Source organism: Flavobacterium sp. (assembly GCF_027484705.1).
Taxonomy (GTDB): Bacteria; Bacteroidota; Bacteroidia; order Flavobacteriales; family Flavobacteriaceae; genus Flavobacterium.
This window is the reverse complement of the sequence record NZ_JAIXSL010000015.1, coordinates 33,865-57,417: the sequence shown is the minus strand read 5'-3', so window position 1 is coordinate 57,417 and position 23,553 is coordinate 33,865. Positions and strand designations below refer to the sequence as shown.

The following is a 23,553-nucleotide window of genomic DNA, read 5'->3' as shown; positions in this document are numbered from 1 at the left end:
TGGTTATTGGTTTAAAAAATCATTCACTTTGGCAATGACGAAATCCTGTTCTTCATCGGTAAGCGTTGGGAACATTGGCAAACTGATGCAATGTTTATAATAAGTTTCGGCATTCGGCATGTCGCCTTCTTTCGATCCGAATTGTCGGTAATACGGCATCAAATGACACGGAATGTAATGGATTTGGGCGAAGATTTTGTGTTCGCGCAAAAAGTTGTACAATCCTAAACGGTCTTCGACTTCAATCACATACAAATGGTAAGCGTGGCCTTCGACAAAACCTGAATGTCCTTTTATATTAGTATTGCTTGAAAAATGCTCGTTGTATTTTTTAGCAATGGCTTTTCTTCTTTCGAGCCCTTGATGCGCGCGCGACAATTGACTGATGCCTAAAGCCGCCTGAAAATCGGTAAAACGATAGTTGTAGCCTAAAGTCTGCATTTCCATATACCAACCCGGATAAGCCGAATTTTCGGGAACTTCCTGACCCGCAGCAAAAGAAACCGAATTTTGGAAAATGCTCGCATCACGAGTGATTCCGTGCGTTCTGAGTTCCAATAATTTTTTATAGAGTTTTTCGTCGTTGGTCGTGATCATGCCGCCTTCGCCTGTTGCGATGTGCTTCACCGGATGAAAAGAGAAAATCGCCAAATCGGCAAAATTTCCGTTGCCACAATTTTGTTTTTGGCCTTTACTGTCGATGAAATAACCGCCTGGTGAATGGCACGAATCCTGAATAATCCACAAACCGTATTGGTCGGCGAGCTTTCTAAACGCTTCCAAATCGACGGCGCGTCCTGCGAAATCTACAGGTACAATACCTTGGTAAGTTCCTTTTGGAGCGGCTTTCAATAAAGCTTCCACTTTCGAGATATCCAACAAATAAGTGTCGGGATCGATGTCGGCAAAAACGACTTCACCGCCGCAATAACGAATGCAATTCGCTGAAGCGGCAAACGTAATCGGTGTCGTGATGACTTTGTCGCCGGGCTTTACGTTCAACGCCAAAGCATTCAAATGCAAAGCCGCGGTTCCGTTGGCTACAGCTACTGCATATTTGCAACCGATATAATCGGCAAATAACTTTTCAAACTCAAGAATCGTTGGGCCTTGCGTCAGGAAATCACCTTTAAGCGCTTGGCTTACCGCGAGAATGTCTTCTTCTGTAATATTTTGTTTTCCGTAAGGTATCATATCGATTAGGCTGAAAAATCAGGGTATAAATGTTCTTTGATCAGGGCGCGCAACGAATCTACAGTTTCCCATTCGGTGTTGTCGCCTGAAGTGTAATTGAATCCTTGAGGCACCAATTTCGCGTTGAATTTTTCGATATAAGCATTCAAATTCCAAGTCGTAACCTGAGGCAAAATCACGTAATATTTCCCCAAATCATAAGTTGTGAACGAATCCGAGGAAGTAATCATTTCCTCATGGATTTTCTCTCCGGGACGAATGCCGCAAATCTTGTGTTCGCATTCCGGACCAATCGCTTGCGCCACATCGAGGATTTTATATGACGGTATTTTCGGAACGTACAATTCGCCGCCCCAAGCTGTTTCGAGCGCATGCAATACCATATCCACGCCGCCTTCGAGCGAAATGTTGAAACGCGTCATGTTTGGGTCGGTAATCGGCAACACGCCTTCTTTTCTTTTCTCCATGAAAAAAGGAATGACGGATCCGTTAGAACCCATCACATTACCGTAGCGCACTACTGAAAATTTAATGTCCTGCGAACCTTTGATATTGTTGGCGGCAATGAACAATTTATCCGAAGTCAGTTTCGTCGCTCCGTATAAATTGATCGGCGCACAAGCCTTGTCTGTTGAAAGCGCGACCACTTTTGACACGTTGGATGACAAACACGCTTTGATGACATTGTCCGCACCGCCGATATTGGTTTTCACACATTCATCCGGATTGTATTCCGCGATATGGACGTGCTTCATCGCTGCTGCGTGAATGACGTAATCGATACCGTTGAAAGCTCTTTTCAAACGTTCCAAATCACGAACATCGCCAATAAAATAACGGATTGCCGGATATTTGGATTCTGGAAATTCCTGAGCCATCTGAAATTGTTTCTGCTCATCTCTGGAATAAATGACCAGTTTTTTGATGTTAGGCCATTTCTTTAAGATGGTTTTCGTGAGCTCTTTTCCCAAAGAACCTGTACCACCAGTGATTAATATTGATTTGTTGTCTAACATTTATTTTGAATTAAAATTATAAATTTTTCCATTTTCGAATTCCCATTGGTAAGGTACCAGCGGAGAAACTGAATCATTGGCCAATGAATCAGCCAGTGTGCCATTGAGGCCTTTATCGACTAGACTGCCCATGACGTTGAACGTCGCGATATCTTTAGAATTGGTCAACAATGTCAAGCCGTCGGCGGCGCGTATGCCCATGTGAATGTAATATGTTCCAGGCAAAAGTTGCGGGTTAAAAAACGTACATTTGATGGTGTTCAGACCTTCTTTGAGCGTTTCAGGCCGGTAACCGTCGAGCATTCCGGTGGCACCAAACAAACTGCCATTGATGGTTCTCACGAGTATGATGAAGTAAGGCGATTTGATGATCTCAGTACATTCGAGTTCAACCTCAACGGTAATGCTGTCGCCAAATTCAAAATCTTTGGTAATTTTTCCGGAACTAGTCATGAGTTTTGAACGGTTGATCACCACGACTTCGCTCGCATCGACCCTTCCGATATCAAACAATCCTTCCTCAAGGCTGTTGCTTTTGAAATACATCGCGATGATGTCTTTGGTTTTGCCTTGCGCCAATACGCTTCCGTTTTCAAGCATCAAAGCTTTATTGCAAAGTGCGTCGATGGCACTCATGTTGTGGCTCACAAACAAGACGGTTCTGCCTTCGCCTTTAGAAACGTCACCCATTTTCCCGAGACATTTCTTTTGGAATTCGGCGTCACCGACAGCAAGCACTTCATCAACAATCAGGATTTCACTTTCAAGGTGCGCAGCTACGGCAAACGCCAAACGCACGTACATTCCTGAAGAATAGCGTTTTACCGGCGTATCTACATAACGTTCGACGCCTGAGAAACTGATGATCTCGTCGAGTTTGCGTGTGATTTCCTGGCGGCGCATTCCTAAGATGGCTCCGTTGAGATAAATATTTTCACGGCCGGTCATTTCGGGATTGAAACCCGTTCCGACTTCCAATAACGAAGCAATCCTTCCGTTGATTTTAAAATTTCCTGTCGTGGGTTTGGTTACTTTACTCAACAATTTGAGCAACGTACTTTTTCCTGCACCGTTGCGTCCGATAATCCCTAAAGCATCACCTTGTTCGACTTCAAAATTGATGTCTCGTAAAGACCAGACGTAATCACTGTCGCCTTTGCTGCTGCGATCATTGGAATCCCCGATTTTCAAATAAGGATCTTCGTGGTTGCGCAATTTGTGCCAAAAACGGTTCAAATCGTGGCTCAAGGTTCCGGTTCCGACTTCGCCGAGACGGTATTGTTTGGAAATATTTTCAGCTTTTATCGCTAATTTTTTCATTCGGATGAATTATAAAATAGAATTTAATTGGGTGAACTAGACGGTATCCATAAAGCTTTTCTCGACTTTGTTGAAAATGACAACGCCGAAACCCAGCAAAATAATAATGACACCTGTGCTATAAAGTAAGCTGCCCGGATGGAAACTTCCCGATCCCAAATAGGCATAACGAAAACATTCAAATATTCCCGTAAGCGGGTTGGCCTTGACGAGCCATTGGTATTTCAACGGAATCGAATTCATCGTGTAAACCACTGGCGTCGCGTACATAAACAACTGAATTCCGAACGTCAATAAAAACACTAAATCTTTATACTTGGTCGTCATCGAAGAGAAAATCATTCCCAATCCCAACGAAAACAACGACATCAACAGCAATAGAAACGGCGTGGCTAAAACCCACACATTGGGTTCGATGCGGTGCTCGATGAACGTGTAATAAAGCACGACGGCAATAAACAAAGTAAACTGGATTCCAAATTTAATCAGCGCCGAAACCACTATCGATAAAGGCATAATCAATCTCGGAAAATACACTTTGCCGAAAATCGCTGCATTGTCGCGGAATACGGAAGAAGTTTTGGTCAACGATTCTGAAAAGTAATTCCAAATCGTGATTCCGGATAAATAGAACACGATTTGCGGCGCGCCATCGGTCGATAATTTTGCGATCTGACCAAACAGAATCACGTAAATAATCATCGTCAGTATCGGCTGCACGAAAAACCAAATCGGGCCGAGAATGGTTTGCTTGTATGTCGAAATGTAATCGCGTTTGACCAGCATCAATAGCAAATCGCGGTATTGCCAGACTTCTTTAAAATTGATGGAAAACAGCGAATCCTCAGCTTTGATTTCTGATTCCCATTCCTGCATTTCTGTAGTGTCGTTCATTTTTATGTTAGTTAAAACGGTTCAAGGCATCGATTACGGTCGCAACTTCGGCTTCGGTTAAAACCGGGCTGATGGGCAAACTCAACACCGTTTCGTGAATGTCGTTGGTGATCGGAAAATCCAAATGGTTCAACTCCTGATAAGCCAATTGTTTGTTCGGCGGAATCGGATAATGAATCAGGGTCTGGATGCCATTTTGCGTCAGGTATTCCTGCAATTCATTTCTTCTTTTGTGGCGGATGACGAACAAATGCCAGACGTGTTCTGTATTTTCTTCCGGTTGGAATGAAGCATTATTGGGAACCGGTAATTGAATATCGGGATTCGTAATTCCATTCAAATAAGTCGCAGCGAGTTTTCTTCTGTATTGGTTTTCAGCGTCGATATTGTTCAATTTGACTTCTAGGAAAGCAGCCTGAATTTCATCAAGTCGGCTGTTCAAACCTAGAAACTCATTGACGTATTTTTGTTTGCTCCCGTAATTTCCTAAAGCGCGGACTTGCTCTGCCAAAGCTTTGTCGTTGGTGGTTACAGCACCTGCATCACCTAAAGCGCCTAAATTTTTTCCGGGATAAAAACTGAAACCCGCAGCATCGCCTAAATTTCCGGTTTTGATTCCGTTCCATTCGGCTCCTATCGCTTGGGCGTTGTCTTCGATAATTTTGAGGTTGTGTTTTTTAGCCAGAACTTCCAAATCTTTACTCCAACAAACCTGACCGTACAAATGCACGACCATGATGGCTTTGGTTTTGGGCGTGATACTTTTTTCGATCAAATCGATGTCGAGGTTGTAAGAAGCGCTATTCGGTTCCACCAAAACTGGTTTCAAATGGTTGTCCGAAATCGCCAAAAGGGATGCGATATAAGTATTCGCCGGAACAATCACTTCGTCGCCCGCTGACATGACACCCAAATCGATGTACGCTTTTAGAATCAGACGCAGCGCATCGAGACCATTCGCAACACCAATCACATGCGAAGCGCCGACGTAATTGGCTAATTTATTTTCGAAACTCGTGAGTTTGCCGCCCATCAAAAACCAACCCGAATCGATCACTTCTGAAGCCGCTTTTTTGAGTTCGTCAGCATATTGAGCGTTGATTTTCTGGAGGTCTAAAAATTTAATCATTGTAAGTTTTTTATGCGTTTAAGCGCGCCGACAAAAAGATTTCGCAACCTAAATCGGGCATGTATTTGGTCATTTTGTAAAAACCGTCTAGGATTTTTTCACTGAACGAAGGCAAGGTTGACAAAGCATCCATCTGTTCGTGTGTGAACGGTTTTACGAAATAAGTGTCTGATTTTAAAACCTCGAAACCGCCATTTTGGAACAAAGCACCAATCGATTCCTGATTGAACACATTCTGCCTTCCGAAAAGCTGGTCGTTTTTAGAAAACTCGTAATTCGATTGGATCAAACCTGATTCTAAAGCGAGCAAACGGTGAAACGAATTGGCGTTCGGAACGTAAGTAATCACGATTGTTTCTTTGGTAGCGATTTTTTTGATCACCGATAAAACTTCCTGCGGGTTGTCGATTTCGTGTAAAAATCCACCGATGACAATGACGTCGTATTGGTTTTTCAAATCCAAAGTCGCTTCTTCGATGAAACAATTCTGGATTGAAATTCGGGAATTGTCGCCGATTCTGTTTTTGGTCGATTCGTAGAAATGGTTTCCCGGTTCGACGATATCCATGATTTCATAATCATCGAACTGCGCAAAAATCGGGTCGTTGCCGCAACCGATCTCTAAAATTTTTCCGGATTTGATAGTCTTGAGGTAATCGACTATATATTCCATTCTGTATTTTCTGAGCTTATCCTCGAAAGTGAGACTTTGATACTTGATCTGATACTCATTTTTATCGTACATCCGCGTTGCTGTTATGGTTCATAAATATCGAAAAAACGAAACTGAAATAATCCAGATCCGTTGGGGTTAAATTTTGATGGATTGGTATAAAAAACGCGTCTTCGCCATAGAACACGCTATTTTGAATCCCATGGTTGTTTAGGAATATTTTTAGCGCATTCAAATTTTCAATAAGGCCTTTATTGTTTAAAAGTAACGCTGAAGGCACTATATTTTCTGACGTTTTAAAGCGTGTCGTGAATCCCAATTTTAAAAATTGATTGACGCCATATTCCCAATTTTCTTTTCTTTTTTGTAAGATTGCTGTTTCCTGTTTTAGGAAATGCGATATGACATTTTGAATGAATCTCGTGTGATTGCCACTTAATTCCTGACTTTCTTTGACTGGAAATTTTCCATTCGACACCAACAATCCGCCCATTTGAATCGGGAAAAACTTCGGAAAACTATAGACGGAAAAATCGCCGTATTGACCTAATTTTCCAGCTTCATCCTGACTAAAAAAAGTGGTGCAGCAATCTTCAATGATTGGCAATCCTGTAGCCAGCAATTGTCCCATCTGCGGATGCGGATAACCGAATTCGTGGTTGACCAGAATCACTTTGGTTTCGGGAACAATTTCGCGGTTCCATTTGCAAAACTTTTCGATGCTTTTAGTGACGCACGAACTGATGTAGAAATTTTCTGAAGTCGTCAGTATCGTTACCAAATCGTCGGGTTGCAAATGGTAATTTTCGAGCGCGAGATGAATGGCTTCACGTCCGTTGAACGTGTAATTCCAGTTTCCTTTGCCAAATCGGTTGTTGAAATATTCCGCCGCAAAATCGTCTTCTGGCAAAGTTTCATTGCGCGTCAAATCTTCGGTCCTGAAAGGGCTGATGCGATAAGTCGGCAACAAAAAAGGATCTGGATTCGCTTCGAACATTAATTCAGTTTTTTATAAAATTCTGTCTTGATACTGATGTCGCAACCGATGCTTTCCTTGAACTCGCACAAGCCGTAATTCGGAACAGAATCTTCCGTTGACGGGCCGATATCAATCATCGCCACGCCTTGCTGCTGGTAATATTGGAAGATATTGTATGATAGGAAATTCATTGTTTTGTATTCGGAATACTGAGGCAAATCGCCCCAATAAATGACTTGAACGATTTGGTCTGCTACGTGAAAAACTACCGCTGCACCGATTGCAATTGCTTCCTTTTTGACAATGAAAAAATCCGCAGTAATCACAGTCATGGTTTCCTGAACTTGTTCCCAAGTCATGCGCAATGGGAAACCTCGTTCTTTTCTGTTTTGGGCAATGACATCGTAAGCTTGCTTTGCGTTTTCGGTCGGTAATTTCTCAAAAGTGAGGTTGGCCTGAAAACCGCGTTTTAGGTTTTTACGTGCATTATACCAAATATCATTTTGGTAATTCTCGGTGAATTTAGCGGTCGGAAACTGATAGTTCAATTCTATGTTATGGCTTTCAAAACCGCTTCTGTATAAGCAGTTGTATATTTTGTTGAGGAAATTCTCATGATAAAAAAACGAAGGCGACACGATGCGCATGCCTTGAAATTTTTTATTCGTTGCCCAAGTGATCAAAACTTCAAGTGCGGCATCTATTTGTTGCAAACGGATATCGTCGCTTGCACTTACAAAACCTCCGAAAGGCGCAGAAAATGGCGACACCAACTTGTTATCGCGCAAACCGAAAATGATGCCGAGCCGGACTTTTGAATCTTTGAAAATCAAATAAAAAACCTGTTCACATTTGTAAGCATTGATGCTGTTGAACGCCGCCGCATTAAAAATGTGATACGGTTTTGGAAATAATTCTCCGTATTGCGTTGCGTCTACTTCGAGGATTTCCATGCGGTGAATTTATCGTAATCCCTGAAATAATCTTTTTCATCATACTCAATCGAAGCCAAAACAAAACATATTGAGCCGCTTGAAAAATTGTCCAATTCACGCCACAAACCTGACGGCATATACAATCCCATATTGGGTCTCGAAAGCGTAAAGGTTCGTTTTACTTTGCCGTCATCAACCGTGATATCGAAACTTCCGCTGAGCGCTACGATGAGTTGCTGCAATTCCAGATGTCCGTGTCCGCCGCGCGAAAAACCGCCGGGAACGTCGTACAGATAATAAACCCTTTTGACATCGAACGGCACTTCAACGCTGTTGCTAATTGAAGTCAGATTTCCGTTGGCCTGGTGGTTGATCGGCAATTCGACCATAGTGCAATCAAAGACGGTGGAGGTTCTCATAAGTTATTGCTTTGCTATGAATTCGTGGTAATCGCGGATGTAATCGGCTTCTGAAAAGTCCGAACTCGACAGGTGCACCGAAACGGAATTCGTCGAAAAATTCTCTAAATGGCGCCAATGCATCGGTGGAATGTACAAACCGTAATACGAACGGTTCAGGCAAAATTTGGTTTCGTTGCCTTGGGCATCCACAACGATGATATCAATGCTACCGCTGATGACAATGATGATTTCTAGTTGTGTTTTGTATGCATGGCCGCCACGGGTTTCGCCGCCCGGAACATCGTAAATCCAGAAGACGCGCTTGATATCAAAAGGAATCTGATCCTGGTTTTGCAGGAAAGACAAATTGCCGCGCACATCCATAATTTTGGGTAAGTGAATGAGGTACGGTTTTGTGAAATCTTGCGTCGTTTCCATGAAGTTATGGTTTATTGGTATTGCTTTTCGTAATATTTCTGATAGTTGCCGCTTGTGACATTTTCGAGCCAGGTTTTGTTATCCAAATACCAATCGATGGTTTGCTCCAAGCCTTCTTCAAAAGTTACTGAAGGTTTCCAACCGAGTTCTTTATTGATTTTATTGGCATCGATCGCATAACGTAAATCGTGTCCGGGTCTGTCTTTTACGAAAGTGATGAGCTGCTCGGAAGTGCCTTCTGGTTTACCCAACTTGGCATCCATTTTTTGGCACAGCAAACGCACCAAATCGATGTTTTGCCATTCGTTGAAACCGCCGATGTTGTAGGTTTCATGGTTCTTCCCTTGATGAAAAACCAAGTCGATCGCCACCGCATGGTCTTTTACAAAAAGCCAATCGCGGGTATATTTTCCGTCACCATAAACCGGCAAAGGTTTGTTCTGGAGAATGTTATTGATCAATAATGGAATTAACTTTTCCGGAAAATGGTTCGGCCCGTAGTTGTTTGAGCAATTCGTGATGACATAAGGCAATCCGTAAGTTTCGCCATAAGCGCGTACGAAATGATCCGAGCTCGCTTTGGAGGCGGAATATGGGGAATTCGGGTCGTATGGCGTGGTTTCGGTGAACAATCCTGTAGCGCCTAAAGTTCCGTAGACTTCGTCAGTGCTGATATGATAGAATCTTTTTCCTTCAAAGTTGTGATTCCAGATTTCTTTTGCCGCGTTCAACAAATTCATTGTGCCAATCACATTGGTTTTCACGAAAGCCAAAGGATCGGTAATCGAACGGTCAACATGTGATTCGGCTGCCAAGTGAATGACGCCGTCGAATTGGTGTTGCTGAAACAGTTTGTTGATAAAATCCGCATCGACAATATCGCCTTTGATGAACTCGTAATTGGGTTCGTTTTCAATATCAGCTATGTTTTCTAAATTTCCTGCGTACGTCAGGGCATCGAGATTAAAAATCTGATCTCCGGGATAATTTTTGACCATTCTTCTGAGGACGTGCGAACCGATAAATCCGGCACCGCCCGTGATTAGTATTTTTCTCATGCTAAAATAACTTTAATTTTTACTACGGCTTCGCCACATCAGTCACACATCATGCGACTAACAATCTCATTTATAATTATTTAAGTTTACTTGTTTTCTTCCTTATGCAGCGTAATTAAAACGCCCAATTGGGTCAGAATCAACTGTAAACTATTTTTGCTGATCTGTTTGATGATTCCTTCTTTCCCTTGAAACGGGCCGCTTGGAATCGGCATCAGATCGCCTACTTTTATACCTTTGACTTCAAACGAAGTCATGGTGTCTTTCAATCCTTCTTTGAGCGCATTGATTTCTTCATCCCTTACTATGGCTGGTTTTCCGAGCCAGAATAAATACCTTACCACGCCACTAACTTCAAACACTTTTTCCCTTTCCTTGTCTTCCAAACTCACAAAAACATAAGAGTTCAGTAATGGTACCTGCACTTTCTTTTTACGGTCCGACCATTGTTTGACCATCGTAATCATCGGACAATATACCGTAATGCCTATCTGTTGCAATCTTTCGGCTACTTTCTTTTCGTTTCTGGGTTTTGTATAAATTACATACCAAGGCATAGCTGAAATTTAAGTGGCTTCGTATATAATCAGGCCTTCCCCATTATGTTGGTCGGTGATTTGAAAACTGACCTTGCGCTTGATCTCCTTTTCAATTTTGACCATCAACTGTTCGATATATTCTGAATTCAGATCTTTTCCTACAAGCACGACTTCAATGGTTCCGCTGTCGATTCCTTTCGCATAGTCGCCTATAAGTACGACGTTTTCTACAGTACCCATACGCTGCAGAATCATCTCGACCATAGCATCCAAACCGATGTGCTGGCGAACAATTTTTTGCAGGATAGAAAATAGCGGGTGTTTGGTGTTGGCTTTGTAAATGACCTTGTTCTGAATGGATTCTTTCTCTAAATAACCCGCATCCAAAAGGTTGTTTAATTCTTTGCGAATCGAATTGGTGGATTCGTTGAGTTCTTCGGCCAATCCTCTTAAATAACCATTATTGGCAACGTTAATAAAAAATTTAACGAGTATTCTGAGTCTTGTTTTCGAAGTTATGAGGGTTTCTAACATGAAAAGGCAAATTAATAGCGAGTAACAAAAGTACTCGTTTTATTTGAATTATAAAATAATGTTAAAAATATAATATTTATTTAATATTCAACATAAAAAAAAGCTGTAAAATCAATACTTGCACGTTGATTTTACAGCTTCAAATAATGTTTAAAAATTACTTCGAACTGCCTACTGCACTGAAGATAAAACCGATTTCACGCATCTTGTCCGCATCAAGTATATTTCTTCCGTCAAAGACAAAAGCAGGTTTTTTCATGCCATCAAATATTTGTTTCCAATCATACGATTTGAATTCATCCCATTCGGTTAAAATGGCAATAGCATGCGCATCTTTGCAGGCTTCATAAGGATCATTTTGCACTTCGACCGTCTTTTCAAGTTGGCTAATTTCAACTTCATTGATGTAATTCAAATCTGAAATAATCTGTTTCTTTCTGACTTTCGGATCGAAAACCGTAATGTTGGCTTTTTCGAGCAACAGATAATCCGCTACGTTGATGGCTGCAGATTCACGCGTATCGTTGGTGTCTTTTTTGAAGGCCCAACCTAGGAAAGCGATTTTTTTATCGGCTACAGTATTGTATAAAGTATGGACGATATTATGTGCAAACCTTCTTTTCTGATGGTCATTCATAATCACCACTTGCTCCCAATAATCCGCCACTTCATGGAGGTTGTATGATTTGGCGATATAGACCAAGTTCAAGATATCTTTCTGGAAACAAGAACCTCCAAAACCAACTGAAGCTTTCAAGAATTTTGAGCCAATTCTGCTGTCCATTCCGATGGCTTTAGCTACTTCATTGACATCAGCGCCTGTTTTTTCGCACAGTTCCGACAACGCATTGATGGAAGAAACCCTTTGCGCAAGAAACGCATTGGCTGTTAATTTTGACAATTCGGAAGACCACAAATTGGTCGTGAGAATGTTTTCTTTGCGAACCCAATTGGCATAAACCTCGACCAAAGCATTGATTGCTTCGTTGCCTTCAACGGAATTATTGCCGCCAATGAGCACGCGATCTGGATTTTCAAGATCCTGAACCGCGGTTCCTTCAGCGAGAAACTCAGGATTCGACAGGATTTGGAATTGCACGCCGTTTCCGGTATTGTCGAGGATATTTTTGATAGCTTCTGCCGTTCTGACCGGCAAAGTCGATTTTTCTACAATAATCTTGTTGTCTTTTGCGACACTTGCGATTTGTCTGGCACAAAGTTCAATATATTTCAAATCAGCCGCCATTCCTTTTCCCAAACCATAGGTTTTGGTAGGTGTGTTGACGGAAATGAAAATCATCTGGGCCTCATCAATGGCTTTGTCAACTTCCGTGGAGAAAAATAAGTTCCTTCCTCTGGTTTGAGCGACCAAATCGCTGAGACCTGGTTCGTAAATTGGGATATTATTGACATCCTTATCATTCCAAGCAGCAATGCGTTCGACATTAAGATCCACTACGGTGACTTTAATATGTGGGCATTTTTGGGCTATCATAGCCATGGTTGGGCCTCCAACATATCCTGCACCTATACAACAGATAGAATTAATTTTCATGTGATTTTTCTTAATTTTATTTATAGCTTACCGTCAGCAATAGCTCCTAATATCCCTTTAACATCATAAAGCACCGCATGCTCTTTTTTTATGGATGTAAAATCAATATTCTTAAAATTATCATGGGCAACACCCAAAACGATAGCATCAAATTTTTCGTCTGGTAGGCTGTCTGAAGTCGTCAATCCGTACTCGTGTTTTACTTCCGCAGGGTTGGCCCAAGGATCATAAATCATGACCTCAATACCGTATTCTGACAAGGCTGCAATGACATCGACGATTTTGGTGTTGCGTACATCAGGACAATTTTCTTTGAAGGTAATGCCCAGCATCAATAACCTCGCGCCATTAACCACGACCCCTTTTTTGATCATCAGTTTCACGACTTGCGAAGCTACATATTCACCCATACTGTCATTGAGCCTTCTTCCGGCCAAAATAATCTCTGGATGATAACCCATTTCCTGTGCTTTTTGCGCTAGATAATACGGGTCAACGCCTATGCAATGCCCACCAACCAAACCGGGTTTGAAAGGAAGAAAATTCCACTTCGTTCCAGCGGCTTCCAGAACTGCATGCGTATCGATGCCAAGTATATTGAATATTTTAGACAATTCGTTGACAAAAGCAATGTTGATGTCCCTTTGGGAATTCTCGATGACTTTCGCCGCTTCGGCCACTTTTATGGTAGGCGCCAAATGGGTTCCGGCAGTAATGACTGATTTGTAAAGTTCGTTCACTTTGATCCCGATTTCAGGAGTAGAACCGGCAGTGACTTTTAATATTTTCTCGACGGTATGCAATTTGTCGCCCGGATTGATTCTTTCCGGAGAATAGCCCGCAAAGAAATCGACATTGAATTTCAAACCACTGATTCTCTCAAGAACAGGCACACATTCATCTTCGGTAACTCCGGGATATACCGTAGATTCGTAAATCACGATATCGCCCTTTTTCAATACTTTCCCGACGGTTTCGCTCGATTTGTATAAAGGCGTAAGATCAGGTCTGTTGTTTTTATCGACGGGTGTAGGAACCGTAACCACATAGTAATTACAATCTTTGATATCTTCCAATTGTGTTGAACAAAGCAGTCCGACGGCATTATTGGTAGGCTTTTTCAACAACACTGAGTTTAGCAATGCTGCATCAATTTCGAGCGTACTATCGATGCCTGAATTCAATTCATCAACTCTAGACTGATTGATATCAAACCCAACGACTGAATATTTGGTAGCGAAAAGCCTTGCCAAGGGCAATCCGACGTATCCTAATCCTACTACAGCTATTTTCATTATTCCTGAATTAAATTCTAGTTATTTTAAATGTTCCCAATACCATTTCACAGCTTCTTTCAAACCATTCTGCATGGAATACTTAGGTTGATACCCAAGTAAATTTTGTGCTTTTCCTATACTTGCCAATGAATGTGGGATATCGCCCGCGCGGTTGGGGCCATGAACAATCGGAACGGTTGCAATGGTTGCATCGAGTTCTGAAAGTGATTCCTTGAGGTAAAAAACCAGATCGTTTAAAGTCGTCCGGTCGCCAAAAGCAGCATTGTAAACGGTGTTTACAGCTTCCGGATTATTCGTCAGCATAGCCAATTCATTGATCTGGATGATATTGTCAATATAGGTGAAATCGCGCGAATAATTCCCGTCGCCATTGATGATCGGACTTTCGTGGTTCATCAATTGCATCACAAATTTTGGAATGACTGCGGCGTAAGCACCGTTCGGATCCTGCTTTCTTCCAAACACGTTGAAATAGCGCAATCCTATGGTTTCCAAACCGTATGTTTTAGCAAAAATATCGGCGTATAATTCGTTTACATATTTAGTAATCGCATAAGGCGACAAAGGTTTTCCGATGTTCTGCTCCACTTTCGGAAGCGCTTCCGAATCGCCATAAGTGGACGAACTCGCAGCATACACAAACCTTTTTATTTTAGCATCTCGGGCAGCAACCAGCATATTCAAAAACCCAGAAACATTGACATCATTGGTCGTCACCGGATCATTGATTGATCTTGGAACGGAACCCAATGCGGCCTGATGCAATACGTAATCACAGCCTTCAACCGCATTTTTGCAATCGTCCAGATTTCTGATGTCGCCTTCAATCAAACGGAAATTGGGATGGTTGATGATGCTATTCAAATTGTGACGATGCCCCGTCGCAAAATTATCAAGGCAAATTACCTGATGGCCTTTACCTATAAAATATTCGCACAAGTTAGAACCGATAAATCCGGCACCGCCCGTGATCAGTATTTTATAAACAGAAGAATTTGCCATTTTAGGATTGATTAAAAAGGAACTTTAATTTTTATTGAAAAGCGCAAAGAATTTCTGGAAAATGTTTTTGGGTTTTTCGACTTCGTGATAACCGTTTCCGTAATTCCCGTAACCGTATCCGTATCCGTAACCATAACCGTAACCGTAACCGGTTCCGTATTTGGCTTTGTTTTCAAAACCATTGAAAATGATACTGATGTTGTCTAATTCGCCTCGTTTGAGCCTGTTGTTCAATAAGGTGATCATATCTTTTTTAGTGTAATTCTGACGCATGATGTAAAGCGTCAAATCAGCGTACTCGGCCAATTCGAGTGCATCGGAAACCAATCCTACCGGCGGCGTATCGAGTATGATATAGTCATAACGCGATTTCAGGATGCGCATAAATTCTTTCATGCTTTCGCCAATGATAATCTCGGAAGGATTTGGCGGAATCGGGCCAGACGTGATTACATCGAGATAAGGAATGTGCGTACTTTGGATAACCTCATCAATCGTTTTTTGTCCGATGAGATAATTGACAACTCCGATATCATTCTTGATGTTGAAATCTTCAAAGATCTTCGGCTTTCTCAAATCGAGTCCGACAATGACGGTTTTCTTTTCACTCATCGCAAATACGGTTGCCAAATTGAGCGAACAGAACGTTTTTCCTTCCCCACTAATGGATGACGTCAACATCAGTGTTTTGGAGCCTGTAATGTCGTACTTCTTGTAAAGAAACTGCAACGACGAACGTATCGCCCTGAACGATTCCGATAACGCCGACTTGGGTTTTTCAAAAACAGAAAGGTTCGAATTGGAATGTTTTACACCGACAACCCCAATCAGCGGAATGCTCGTGAGTTTGCTGATATCCTCGGTATTGAGGATTGAGTTCTCCAAGAAGAACAACACAAACACAATCATCAGCGGAATCAGAAGCCCCAAGAAAGTCGCCAAAACATAATTGACGCTCGTGTTCGGACCAATCAATCCACCGCCGGTATCTTTCGCAGGATCGATAAAATGGATGTCTGATAAGTTCGCGGCTTTGACAATCTCGGCTTCATTCCTTTTTTGAAGGAAAGCATTGTAGATGTTATCACTCAGATCGTATTTTCTGATAATTTTCAGGTATTCCTGTTTGTCTTCAGGCAGTTTTTTGATGTTGCCTTCAAGCTGGTTGATTTTATTGTTCGCTAAAGTCAAGTCATATTTCAGAGAACTTGTAGCGGAGTTGATATTCTCAAGCAGAACGCTTTTGACGGCTTCCATCTGAATGTCGAAATCCTTGAACAGTTTTTCGCTTTTCACCGAATACGCAAGTTGCGATCTTTGTGTAGAGAGTTCAATCAGCTTAGAAACATTGCTCAAAATATTCGGATCATCGATTCCGGCTACCGTTGGCGCTGGAAGTTTAGAATAATCAAGGCTGTTTCTCAAATAAGTCCGCAAGGTATTGTAATACGTGATTTTACGCAGAATACCATCTTTCTGGACTTCAAAACTCAGCAACTGATCCGAAATCGCGGCGCCTTCATCCTGAATCGCAATCATATCCTTGTTCTGGTTGAATTGCTTGAGCACGTCGCCCGTTTCCTTGAGTTGTTTTCCCATCGCGATCAGCGTACTGTCAATAAACTCAATCGTGTTGGTCGCAAACTGGTTTTTGCGGTTGAGTTGTTCGTTGATCAGCATCTTCACGGTCGCATTGAGGTAATCGACCATTCTGGCTTTGTTCGTGCCTTGTAAAGATAACCTTAGAATCGATGGCGCTTTCGGGTCGATTTCGACTTTGATGCCTTGGTATCTGGCCACGACGTCATTGAATTCGTTAAAACGGATATAGTATTCGTTGCCTTTATACATTCCGGGATTGTCTTTGATCTCTAACTTGCCACTTAAGAAAGGAAGCGAAACCTGTTGTCCGACCTTATATCTTTTTACGAATTCTCCGGGAACAACCGAAGTTTCGCTTTTGGAATTGTCTTTATAATTGACCAGTGCAGCACTCGATCCTTCAAAATTGATCCGCATTTCATATTCGGATTCGCTGATGAATTTTATTAAAATCATCGTGCCGTACAACTGTTTCCTGTCCTGATCTAAGACCATCGAAAAAGGTACTGCGCCATAAACATCCTGAAAATTGTATTTCCCTTTTTGGAGGTAATCGGTGTAATATTTTAGCTTCTCCACCACCAATTCGTTGTGCGAACGCGACTTTAAAGTATTCGAGATGTTCTGCACCTGATCGGAAGTACCGCCCCAGTTGAAGACCAAACTCGTATTGGAGGTAAAAAACGGATTGTTCTCTTCCTTGATCGCAATCGAAGTTTCCATCTCGTATACTTTGTCCTTCCGTACATTAACTTGGTGCGCGATGGCAAAAGTGATGATCAGGCTCAGCGCAAACCATTTCCAATAACTCGTGATCTTGATCAGGAATCCTTTAAAATCAAAGCTGTTCTGGCTTTCAAAAAACGAAAAATCTTTAGTATCTATCATGCCTGTATTAGTTTCTTAAGAGTAGAATTGTAGTTGTGACCAATGCCAATAAAGACAAAATGGTCGACAAAGACTCGATTCCTGTTCTACCCGTACCCCAAGATTTTTGTCTCAAAGGTTTAATATATATATAATCGTTCGATTGTATATAATAATAAGGCGATTGCATGGCTTTGACATCGGTCAGGTCAATCGTATGTATTTCGGTTCCTGAAGGTGTTTGTCTCAAAACAGTGACGTTTTTTCTATCTCCGGTCATCGTAATATCGCCGGCGTTGGCTATAGCTTCCATGATCGTAAGCTTTTCCTGATAGAGCAATTTGGTTCCTGGTGAAGTGATCTCGCCATTGACCGTATAACGCAATCCGGCCAATTTGACCGTGACGAAAATCCGGGCTTCCTTGTTGAAATATTCCTCAAGCAGGCGTTTTTCAATCTGCAGTCTGATTTCATCCAAAGTAAAACCCACGACATTGATTTCCTCCAAAACCGGCATGCGGATATTCCCGTGGTCATTGACTGTGAAACCGTCAAAATAAAGCGACACATCGTTCTTCACGGTCTCAGTAAGCTGGTTTCCTGAAGTGAAAATCTGCGCTAATTTCGGGTCGTTGGCTTTGATTGAAATACTGATGACATCATTAATCTGGAGTCGATAAGGCTTGGAAGTTATCGGGTTTACCGTAGCAGTAGCATCCGAATTGTTTTTGTTTTGTAAATATACTAGGTCCTTGATGGGTACGCAGGCAGTAAATATTAGTCCGATACCAACCAATAGAAACAATATTCTTTTATTCATTTTGTTTAAAAAATTTAGCAAACAAAGATAGTTTTTCATTTATAAATACAAAAAAGAAGCTCAACAAAATGATTAATTGTTTTTAAACGAAATTTCGAGCGGAATCCTTTGCAGGATACTTCTACCCAAAGTGACTTCGTCAGCATACTCCAGTTCGTCGCCAACCGAGATTCCACGGGCAATAGTCGTGGTTATGATATTGTAATCTTTAATTTGTTTGTAGATGAAAAAATTGGTCGTGTCGCCTTCCATCGTCGAGCTCAGCGCAAAAATCAGTTCCTGCACGGTTCCGGTTTTGACTTTTTCGACCAAAGTAGTGAGGTTCAACTGGCTCGGACCAACACCATCCATCGGGGAAATCTTGCCGCCGAGAACATGATAGATTCCTTTAAATTGTTGTGTATTTTCAATCGCCATGACATCGCGGATATCCTCAACGACGCAAATAATCTGATGGTTGCGGTTTTCATTCGCGCAAATTTCACAAATCGCAACGTCGGAAATATTGTGGCAACTCGAACAGAATTTAACTTCCTCGCGCATCGTCGTCAAAGCTTCAGACAAAAATCGGGTTTGCTCCTGCGGTTGTTTGAGTAAATGCAGCACCAAACGCAAAGCCGTCCGCTTTCCGATACCGGGCAATTGCGCCATTTCATGCACCGCTTTTTCTAGTAATTTTGATGAGAATTCCATGGGCGCAAAGATAGTAAATTGCATGGTTAGATTTTCCGATTGTCAGATTATCGGATTGTTACCTTATTTGATTTTGAAGGTTCTAAAAATCTAAGCATCTAATAATCTTTTTTTGTATTTTGGCTTCCACTAAAAAATCCTTCATGACTCCATTCGCCATCCTTTCTTTGATCGTCGTTTATTTCGGTATGCTGTTTCTGATTTCCCATTATACAAGCAAAAAAAACAGCGGAAACGACGCTTTTTTTAAGGCCAATAAGAATTCGAAATGGTATCTCGTGGCGTTTGGTATGATCGGAACAGCGCTTTCGGGCGTGACCTTCATATCAGTTCCTGGCGAAGTTGGAAATCCCGACAACCAGTTCAAGTATTTTCAGTTTGTACTCGGCAATGCGATTGGTTTCCTGATTATCGCTAAAGTGCTGCTGCCGTTGTATTACCGGATGAATCTGACTTCGATTTACGGATACATCGAGAAACGATTGGGCACGATCAGTTATAAAACCGCGGCGTTTATTTTCCTGTTGAGCCGCACGATTGGTTCTTCTTTCCGGTTGTATCTGGTGGTGATTGTGTTGCAGCGTTATGTATTTGATTTTTATGGAATTCCGTTTGCGTTGACAGTTTTGATTTCGCTCGCTTTAATCTTTGCCTACACGTATCGCGGCGGTTTGAAAACGATTATTATCACCGATACTTTACAAACTTTTTTCCTGGTTTCTTCAGTTTTCCTGACGATTTTCTTTGTATGCGACAGCCTGAATTTATCAGTTTTTGAAGCCTTCGAGCAAGTCAAGAACAGCAATTATTCGAAAGTGTTTTTCTTTGAGGATTATATGAAAGGCACGTATTTCTGGAAACAGATTCTCGGCGGGATTTTCGTAACCATTGCTATGGTTGGGCTCGATCAGGATTTGATGCAGAAAAACTTAAGCTGCAAAAACATCGGCGATGCGCAGAAGAACATGTTTACGTTTACCGGAATTTTTGTGCTGATCAATATTTTCTTTTTGAGCGTTGGTGCGTTGCTTTATATCTATGCTGCGAAAAACAATATTGCGATTCCGAATGATTTGATTACAGGAAAACCGCGCACGGATTTATTATTTCCTGAAATCGCGTTCCATCATTTGAGCCTCATTCCTTCTGTGGTATTTTTACTCGGATTGACGGCGGCGACTTTTGCGACGACGGATAGCGCTTTGACAGCCTTGACAACTTCATTCTGCGTAGACTTTTTGGGCATGGACAAAACCGAAAACAGCCACAAAACGGATATGGTCAAAACCAGACATTTCGTGCACATCGGGTTTTCGTTGCTGATGTTTTTAGTGATTGTGATATTCAACGCGATCAATGACGCTTCGGTCGTGAGCATGATTTTTAAAATCGCTTCTTATACTTACGGACCGCTTTTAGGATTGTATGCGTTCGGTTTGTTTGTGAAATCGAAAACGGTGCATGATAAGTTCGTGCCTTACATTTGCTTATTATCGCCGGCGATTTGCTTTTTAATTAGTAAGAATTCGGCGTTACTTTTTGGTGATTATGTGTTCGATAATGAATTGATCATCGTGAATGGTTTGATTACGTTTTTGGGATTGCTACTTATTAGTAGACCAGCGGATTCGCAGACGAAGTTTTAAAGGTTCTCGCAAAGACGCAAAGGCGCAAAGTGATATTGATGCCCTAGCCCTGATGGTAATGGAAATCCTTTTGCGGCGGTGTTCGCCGTAAAAGATTGTATTGGACAGCAGGTTCCCGGCTCCTAAAAATTAAATTCAATATTGATTTGTGCTCAACAACACCAAAGTGCAAGCCACCTCAACCTCAATATTATTGCTTTTGAGCAATTGGTAAAACTCAGGATTTTCGGTGCCCGGATTGAAGACGACGCGTTTGGGCTGCGCTTCGATGATGTAATTGTAGTATTCGCGCTGGTTTTTCGGATTCAGATATAAAGTGACCGTATCGATATTTTTGACCGGAACTGCTTTCGTTTGGATTTTTACGCCCGCTACTTCGCCGGTTTGCTGACCAATCGCCACGACGGAATGGCCTTTGCCTACTAAAGAATTGATCGCCATGTATGCGTAACGGTCTGGTTTTGCTGTGGCGCCGAGCACCAGGGTTTTTTTGTTCTTCATGCGGCAAATTTACGATAAATATGGGTTTTTGAGCGTCAAATTTAACGTTAGATTAATTTATCTTTTAACTTTGTGGAAGTCGGCAGCGGTAACTTTACACCAAAAACATGGACATTTTCATTTATCTTTTCTTCGCCTTATTTTCGGTTTTGAACCCGATTGGAACGGTGCCTATCTTTGTAGGTTTGACGCAGGACGACACTAAAAAAGAGCGGTCGCGCATTTCGCTCTGGACTTCGATTGACGTTTTTATCATCCTGATGATTTCGTTTTTCATCGGTCAATATGTGTTGAACTTTTTCGGGATTACGATTACTGCGTTGCGCATTACGGGCGGGATTATCATTGCGAGTTCTGGTTTTTCTTTGCTCAACGGAAGGTTCAATAAGAATAAAGGAATCAATAAGAAAGTCGAACAGGAAGTTCAGGTTCGGAATGATATTGCGCTCACGCCTTTGGCCATGCCGATGTTGGCCGGGCCGGGCTCGATGTCTTTGTTGATTGCTTATTACCAAGAGCACCATGCACCTGACGAGATAATCGCTTCTAGTTGTGCAATTTTGGCTACTTCGATTATCATTTATTTGATTTTGAGAAGTGCGCATTACCTTTCCAAAATCTTAGGAACTTCGGGCATTGTCGCGATTTCCAGGATTGTCGGATTTCTGACGATTGCCATTGGAATTCAATATATCATCAGTTCCGTTTTGAGTATTGTTCGCGGCATTTAACAACTTATGGATTACAGGAAATAATTCTTTTTATCTTTGCTTTTAAAATCTTCAACATGAAAAAACTTCTGCTTTTAACAGCCATTACAATAATGATGGCAAGTTGCAAATCCGGACAATCCGGTGTTTCGAAAAATGATGCACGTCTGAAAGAATTGATCGGCATCATGCAAGGCACATATTCTTCCGAAAAACAATCGGTTGCTGATACTTCATACTACAACATTTCGTTGCGCATGGTTCCGATTTGGAAAAACAAAGGGCATTATTTGTATGTGGAACAAGCGTTATTTAAAAAACAGGACAAACCTTATCGTGTCAGGATTTATAAAGTTTCGCAACGTGGCGCGGACGAATTTATCAGTGAAATTCACACCTTAAAAAACGAAAAAGACTGGATCGGAAAATGGAAAACGCCCGAAGCTTTTGATGCTTTGTCCGAAAACGACATCGAACTCAAATCAGGTTGCGAAGTGGTTTTAAAGCGCATTGGAAAAAACAAATTCTCCGGTAGCACCGGTGCGAAAACCTGTCCGAGCGAATTGCGTGGCGCGAGTTACGCTACTTCAAAAGTAACCATCACGCCTGAGCAGATTTTATCGTGGGATCAGGGTTTTGATAAAAATGACCAACAGGTCTGGGGCGCCACAAAGGCCGGATATATCTTTGATAAGTTGCCGTAAAACCACGCTTTAAAAACAAAAAGGCGCAAAGATTCTATTTGAATTCTTTGCGCCTTTTATTTTATGGTAAAAATTATTCTTTAGGTAAAAAGATTTCGGCCATCATGCAACGCGCGCTTCCACCGCCGCATGCTTCAATGGTGTCGAGGCTTGAGCTTAAAATGGTCACGTGTTCTTCTATTTGGGCGATTTGTTTTTTGGTCAGACTTTGGTGCGCTGATTGGCTCATGACAAGATATCTTCTTTCGTCAGTTCCTTGGACTTCAAGCATATTTCCTGCAAAATTATTGACCTGATCCTCAGTAATCAGGATGATTTCTTTTTCGTCGCCGCGCAGGCTGTCGAGTACCATTTTACGTTCTTTTTTATCATCGATGCAATCGGCGCAGATCACTGCGAAAGTTTCTCCGATACACATCATGACGTTGGTGTGATAAATCAGTTTTCTTTCCCCGGCAACGGTTTGGAATGCTTCAAAAATGACAGGCGTATATTCGAAATCTTCGCAAAATTCTATGAACAATTCTTCGTCGGCTCTTGGTGAAAGTGCGCAGTAAGCCTTGTCATTCTGGCGGTCGAGCAAAATGCTTCCGGTGCCTTCAAGGAAATAACCATCTTCTTCGGCGGAAGTGTAATCCATGATTTCGTTGATTACAAAACCTTTGTCTTCGAGGATATCGAGCACATCTTCACGGCGTTCGTGGCGGCGGTTTTCAGCAAACATCGGATATAAAGCCACATCGCCACTTTCGTGAAACGAGATCCAGTTGTTCGGGAAAATGGAATCCGGCGTGTCTGGATTTACGGTATCTTCTACGACCGTGACATCAACACCAACCATGCGGAGTTTGCTCACGAAAGTATCGAATTCTTCCTGTGCTTTGGCATTGACCGTTTCAGGCGACAAACCATCAAGCACTTTCTGATAGTAATTGTTGACGGCGGTCTGTTCGTTCATGCGAAACGCCACAGGGCGAATCATGAGTATGGCGTTGGTGGATTGTTTCATATTTTTTTAACTTCAAAATTCGTTATTGACTATTGG

24 protein-coding genes are annotated in these 23,553 nt (G+C 41.9%); 3 read left to right on the top strand and 21 right to left on the bottom strand.

Features of this window, described 5'->3' with window-relative positions; genetic code table 11:
• Window positions 1-3: 3 nt before the first annotated feature.
• From pseC to recR, 19 genes are all read right to left on the bottom strand, one after another.
• Window positions 4-1,194, bottom strand: coding sequence for a UDP-4-amino-4,6-dideoxy-N-acetyl-beta-L-altrosamine transaminase (gene pseC, locus Q0058_RS08090; protein ID WP_298222709.1), 1,191 nt, complete (start codon window positions 1,192-1,194; stop codon window positions 4-6).
• A 5-nt stretch (window positions 1,195-1,199) separates the two neighbouring features.
• Window positions 1,200-2,210, bottom strand: a complete 1,011-nt coding sequence (gene pseB, locus Q0058_RS08085; protein WP_298222707.1) for a UDP-N-acetylglucosamine 4,6-dehydratase (inverting) — start codon at window positions 2,208-2,210, stop codon at window positions 1,200-1,202.
• Entirely contained in the window at window positions 2,211-3,530 is a 1,320-nt protein-coding gene (locus Q0058_RS08080; RefSeq protein WP_298222705.1) for an ABC transporter ATP-binding protein, read from the bottom strand.
• Window positions 3,531-3,566: 36 nt separating this feature from the next.
• On the bottom strand, window positions 3,567-4,424 hold the full coding sequence (locus Q0058_RS08075) for an ABC transporter permease (protein ID WP_298222704.1): 858 nt from the start codon (window positions 4,422-4,424) through the stop codon (window positions 3,567-3,569).
• Between the two features lie 7 nt (window positions 4,425-4,431).
• Window positions 4,432-5,553: a DegT/DnrJ/EryC1/StrS family aminotransferase gene (locus Q0058_RS08070; protein ID WP_298222702.1), complete on the bottom strand. Its 1,122-nt coding sequence runs from the start codon at window positions 5,551-5,553 to the stop codon at window positions 4,432-4,434.
• Between the two features lie 10 nt (window positions 5,554-5,563).
• Window positions 5,564-6,298, bottom strand: a complete 735-nt coding sequence (locus Q0058_RS08065; protein WP_298222700.1) for a class I SAM-dependent methyltransferase — start codon at window positions 6,296-6,298, stop codon at window positions 5,564-5,566.
• A complete protein-coding gene (locus Q0058_RS08060; protein WP_298222699.1) occupies window positions 6,288-7,223 on the bottom strand; it encodes a DegT/DnrJ/EryC1/StrS family aminotransferase in 936 nt (311 codons plus the stop codon). The genes Q0058_RS08065 and Q0058_RS08060 overlap by 11 nt, the downstream gene beginning before the upstream one ends.
• The gene (locus tag Q0058_RS08055; protein WP_298222697.1) at window positions 7,223-8,158 is read right to left on the bottom strand and encodes a hypothetical protein; all 936 of its coding nucleotides are present in this window, start codon (window positions 8,156-8,158) and stop codon (window positions 7,223-7,225) included. The genes Q0058_RS08060 and Q0058_RS08055 overlap by 1 nt, the downstream gene beginning before the upstream one ends.
• Entirely contained in the window at window positions 8,140-8,559 is a 420-nt protein-coding gene (locus Q0058_RS08050) for an FdtA/QdtA family cupin domain-containing protein (protein WP_298222695.1), read from the bottom strand. The genes Q0058_RS08055 and Q0058_RS08050 overlap by 19 nt, the downstream gene beginning before the upstream one ends.
• Window positions 8,560-8,562: 3 nt before the next feature.
• Complete coding sequence (locus Q0058_RS08045; RefSeq protein WP_298222693.1) at window positions 8,563-8,979, bottom strand: FdtA/QdtA family cupin domain-containing protein; 417 nt, start codon at window positions 8,977-8,979, stop codon at window positions 8,563-8,565.
• A gap of 11 nt (window positions 8,980-8,990) precedes the next feature.
• Entirely contained in the window at window positions 8,991-10,037 is a 1,047-nt protein-coding gene (gene rfbB / locus Q0058_RS08040; protein WP_298222691.1) for a dTDP-glucose 4,6-dehydratase, read from the bottom strand.
• Between the two features lie 86 nt (window positions 10,038-10,123).
• Window positions 10,124-10,594, bottom strand: coding sequence for a UpxY family transcription antiterminator (locus Q0058_RS08035; RefSeq protein ID WP_298222690.1), 471 nt, complete (start codon window positions 10,592-10,594; stop codon window positions 10,124-10,126).
• A 9-nt stretch (window positions 10,595-10,603) separates the two neighbouring features.
• Complete coding sequence (locus Q0058_RS08030; RefSeq protein ID WP_298222688.1) at window positions 10,604-11,110, bottom strand: ArsR family transcriptional regulator; 507 nt, start codon at window positions 11,108-11,110, stop codon at window positions 10,604-10,606.
• Between the two features lie 157 nt (window positions 11,111-11,267).
• Window positions 11,268-12,665 (bottom strand): UDP-glucose 6-dehydrogenase, encoded by a 1,398-nt coding sequence (locus Q0058_RS08025; RefSeq protein WP_298222686.1) that lies wholly within the window; start codon window positions 12,663-12,665, stop codon window positions 11,268-11,270.
• 20 nt (window positions 12,666-12,685) lie between these two features.
• A complete protein-coding gene (locus tag Q0058_RS08020) occupies window positions 12,686-13,960 on the bottom strand; it encodes a nucleotide sugar dehydrogenase (RefSeq protein WP_298222684.1) in 1,275 nt (424 codons plus the stop codon).
• Between the two features lie 21 nt (window positions 13,961-13,981).
• On the bottom strand, window positions 13,982-14,965 hold the full coding sequence (locus Q0058_RS08015) for an SDR family oxidoreductase (protein WP_298222682.1): 984 nt from the start codon (window positions 14,963-14,965) through the stop codon (window positions 13,982-13,984).
• A 24-nt stretch (window positions 14,966-14,989) separates the two neighbouring features.
• Entirely contained in the window at window positions 14,990-17,455 is a 2,466-nt protein-coding gene (locus Q0058_RS08010) for a polysaccharide biosynthesis tyrosine autokinase (protein WP_298222680.1), read from the bottom strand.
• 7 nt (window positions 17,456-17,462) lie between these two features.
• On the bottom strand, window positions 17,463-18,254 hold the full coding sequence (locus tag Q0058_RS08005; protein ID WP_298222678.1) for a polysaccharide biosynthesis/export family protein: 792 nt from the start codon (window positions 18,252-18,254) through the stop codon (window positions 17,463-17,465).
• Window positions 18,255-18,326: 72 nt separating this feature from the next.
• Window positions 18,327-18,947, bottom strand: a complete 621-nt coding sequence (gene recR / locus Q0058_RS08000) for a recombination mediator RecR (RefSeq protein ID WP_298222914.1) — start codon at window positions 18,945-18,947, stop codon at window positions 18,327-18,329.
• A gap of 143 nt (window positions 18,948-19,090) precedes the next feature.
• Here recR and Q0058_RS07995 point away from each other — a divergent pair, with 143 nt between their 5' ends.
• A complete protein-coding gene (locus Q0058_RS07995) occupies window positions 19,091-20,593 on the top strand; it encodes a sodium:solute symporter (RefSeq protein ID WP_298222676.1) in 1,503 nt (500 codons plus the stop codon).
• 135 nt (window positions 20,594-20,728) lie between these two features.
• On the opposite strand, the gene Q0058_RS07990 is transcribed toward Q0058_RS07995, so the two are convergent.
• Window positions 20,729-21,094 (bottom strand): CoA-binding protein, encoded by a 366-nt coding sequence (locus Q0058_RS07990; RefSeq protein ID WP_298222674.1) that lies wholly within the window; start codon window positions 21,092-21,094, stop codon window positions 20,729-20,731.
• Window positions 21,095-21,201: 107 nt separating this feature from the next.
• Between Q0058_RS07990 and Q0058_RS07985 the strand changes: the two genes are divergently transcribed.
• Together Q0058_RS07985 and Q0058_RS07980 are read left to right on the top strand one after the other, a co-directional pair.
• A complete protein-coding gene (locus tag Q0058_RS07985) occupies window positions 21,202-21,825 on the top strand; it encodes a MarC family NAAT transporter (protein WP_298222672.1) in 624 nt (207 codons plus the stop codon).
• Between the two features lie 56 nt (window positions 21,826-21,881).
• Window positions 21,882-22,508 carry a chromophore lyase CpcT/CpeT gene (locus tag Q0058_RS07980; protein ID WP_298222670.1) on the top strand — a complete coding sequence of 209 codons (627 nt, stop codon included), beginning with the start codon at window positions 21,882-21,884 and terminating at the stop codon, window positions 22,506-22,508.
• A gap of 73 nt (window positions 22,509-22,581) precedes the next feature.
• Here Q0058_RS07980 and ctlX read toward each other — a convergent pair whose 3' ends face one another.
• Window positions 22,582-23,517: a citrulline utilization hydrolase CtlX gene (gene ctlX, locus Q0058_RS07975; protein WP_298222667.1), complete on the bottom strand. Its 936-nt coding sequence runs from the start codon at window positions 23,515-23,517 to the stop codon at window positions 22,582-22,584.
• Window positions 23,518-23,553 lie beyond the last annotated feature (36 nt).

Excerpts from the sequence above, each read along its gene's own strand:
- pseC (WP_298222709.1), bottom strand. The coding sequence starts at position 1,194 with ATGATACCTTACGGAAAACAAAATATTACAGAAGAAGACATTCTCGCG.
- pseB (WP_298222707.1), bottom strand. The coding sequence starts at position 2,210 with ATGTTAGACAACAAATCAATATTAATCACTGGTGGTACAGGTTCTTTG.
- Q0058_RS08080 (WP_298222705.1), bottom strand. The coding sequence starts at position 3,530 with ATGAAAAAATTAGCGATAAAAGCTGAAAATATTTCCAAACAATACCGT.
- Q0058_RS08075 (WP_298222704.1), bottom strand. The coding sequence starts at position 4,424 with ATGAACGACACTACAGAAATGCAGGAATGGGAATCAGAAATCAAAGCT.
- Q0058_RS08070 (WP_298222702.1), bottom strand. The coding sequence starts at position 5,553 with ATGATTAAATTTTTAGACCTCCAGAAAATCAACGCTCAATATGCTGAC.
- Q0058_RS08065 (WP_298222700.1), bottom strand. The coding sequence starts at position 6,298 with ATGTACGATAAAAATGAGTATCAGATCAAGTATCAAAGTCTCACTTTC.
- Q0058_RS08060 (WP_298222699.1), bottom strand. The coding sequence starts at position 7,223 with ATGTTCGAAGCGAATCCAGATCCTTTTTTGTTGCCGACTTATCGCATC.
- Q0058_RS08055 (WP_298222697.1), bottom strand. The coding sequence starts at position 8,158 with ATGGAAATCCTCGAAGTAGACGCAACGCAATACGGAGAATTATTTCCA.
- Q0058_RS08050 (WP_298222695.1), bottom strand. The coding sequence starts at position 8,559 with ATGAGAACCTCCACCGTCTTTGATTGCACTATGGTCGAATTGCCGATC.
- Q0058_RS08045 (WP_298222693.1), bottom strand. The coding sequence starts at position 8,979 with ATGGAAACGACGCAAGATTTCACAAAACCGTACCTCATTCACTTACCC.
- rfbB (WP_298222691.1), bottom strand. The coding sequence starts at position 10,037 with ATGAGAAAAATACTAATCACGGGCGGTGCCGGATTTATCGGTTCGCAC.
- Q0058_RS08035 (WP_298222690.1), bottom strand. The coding sequence starts at position 10,594 with ATGCCTTGGTATGTAATTTATACAAAACCCAGAAACGAAAAGAAAGTA.
- Q0058_RS08030 (WP_298222688.1), bottom strand. The coding sequence starts at position 11,110 with ATGTTAGAAACCCTCATAACTTCGAAAACAAGACTCAGAATACTCGTT.
- Q0058_RS08025 (WP_298222686.1), bottom strand. The coding sequence starts at position 12,665 with ATGAAAATTAATTCTATCTGTTGTATAGGTGCAGGATATGTTGGAGGC.
- Q0058_RS08020 (WP_298222684.1), bottom strand. The coding sequence starts at position 13,960 with ATGAAAATAGCTGTAGTAGGATTAGGATACGTCGGATTGCCCTTGGCA.
- Q0058_RS08015 (WP_298222682.1), bottom strand. The coding sequence starts at position 14,965 with ATGGCAAATTCTTCTGTTTATAAAATACTGATCACGGGCGGTGCCGGA.
- Q0058_RS08010 (WP_298222680.1), bottom strand. The coding sequence starts at position 17,455 with ATGATAGATACTAAAGATTTTTCGTTTTTTGAAAGCCAGAACAGCTTT.
- Q0058_RS08005 (WP_298222678.1), bottom strand. The coding sequence starts at position 18,254 with ATGAATAAAAGAATATTGTTTCTATTGGTTGGTATCGGACTAATATTT.
- recR (WP_298222914.1), bottom strand. The coding sequence starts at position 18,947 with ATGGAATTCTCATCAAAATTACTAGAAAAAGCGGTGCATGAAATGGCG.
- Q0058_RS07995 (WP_298222676.1), top strand. The coding sequence starts at position 19,091 with ATGACTCCATTCGCCATCCTTTCTTTGATCGTCGTTTATTTCGGTATG.
- Q0058_RS07990 (WP_298222674.1), bottom strand. The coding sequence starts at position 21,094 with ATGAAGAACAAAAAAACCCTGGTGCTCGGCGCCACAGCAAAACCAGAC.
- Q0058_RS07985 (WP_298222672.1), top strand. The coding sequence starts at position 21,202 with ATGGACATTTTCATTTATCTTTTCTTCGCCTTATTTTCGGTTTTGAAC.
- Q0058_RS07980 (WP_298222670.1), top strand. The coding sequence starts at position 21,882 with ATGAAAAAACTTCTGCTTTTAACAGCCATTACAATAATGATGGCAAGT.
- ctlX (WP_298222667.1), bottom strand. The coding sequence starts at position 23,517 with ATGAAACAATCCACCAACGCCATACTCATGATTCGCCCTGTGGCGTTT.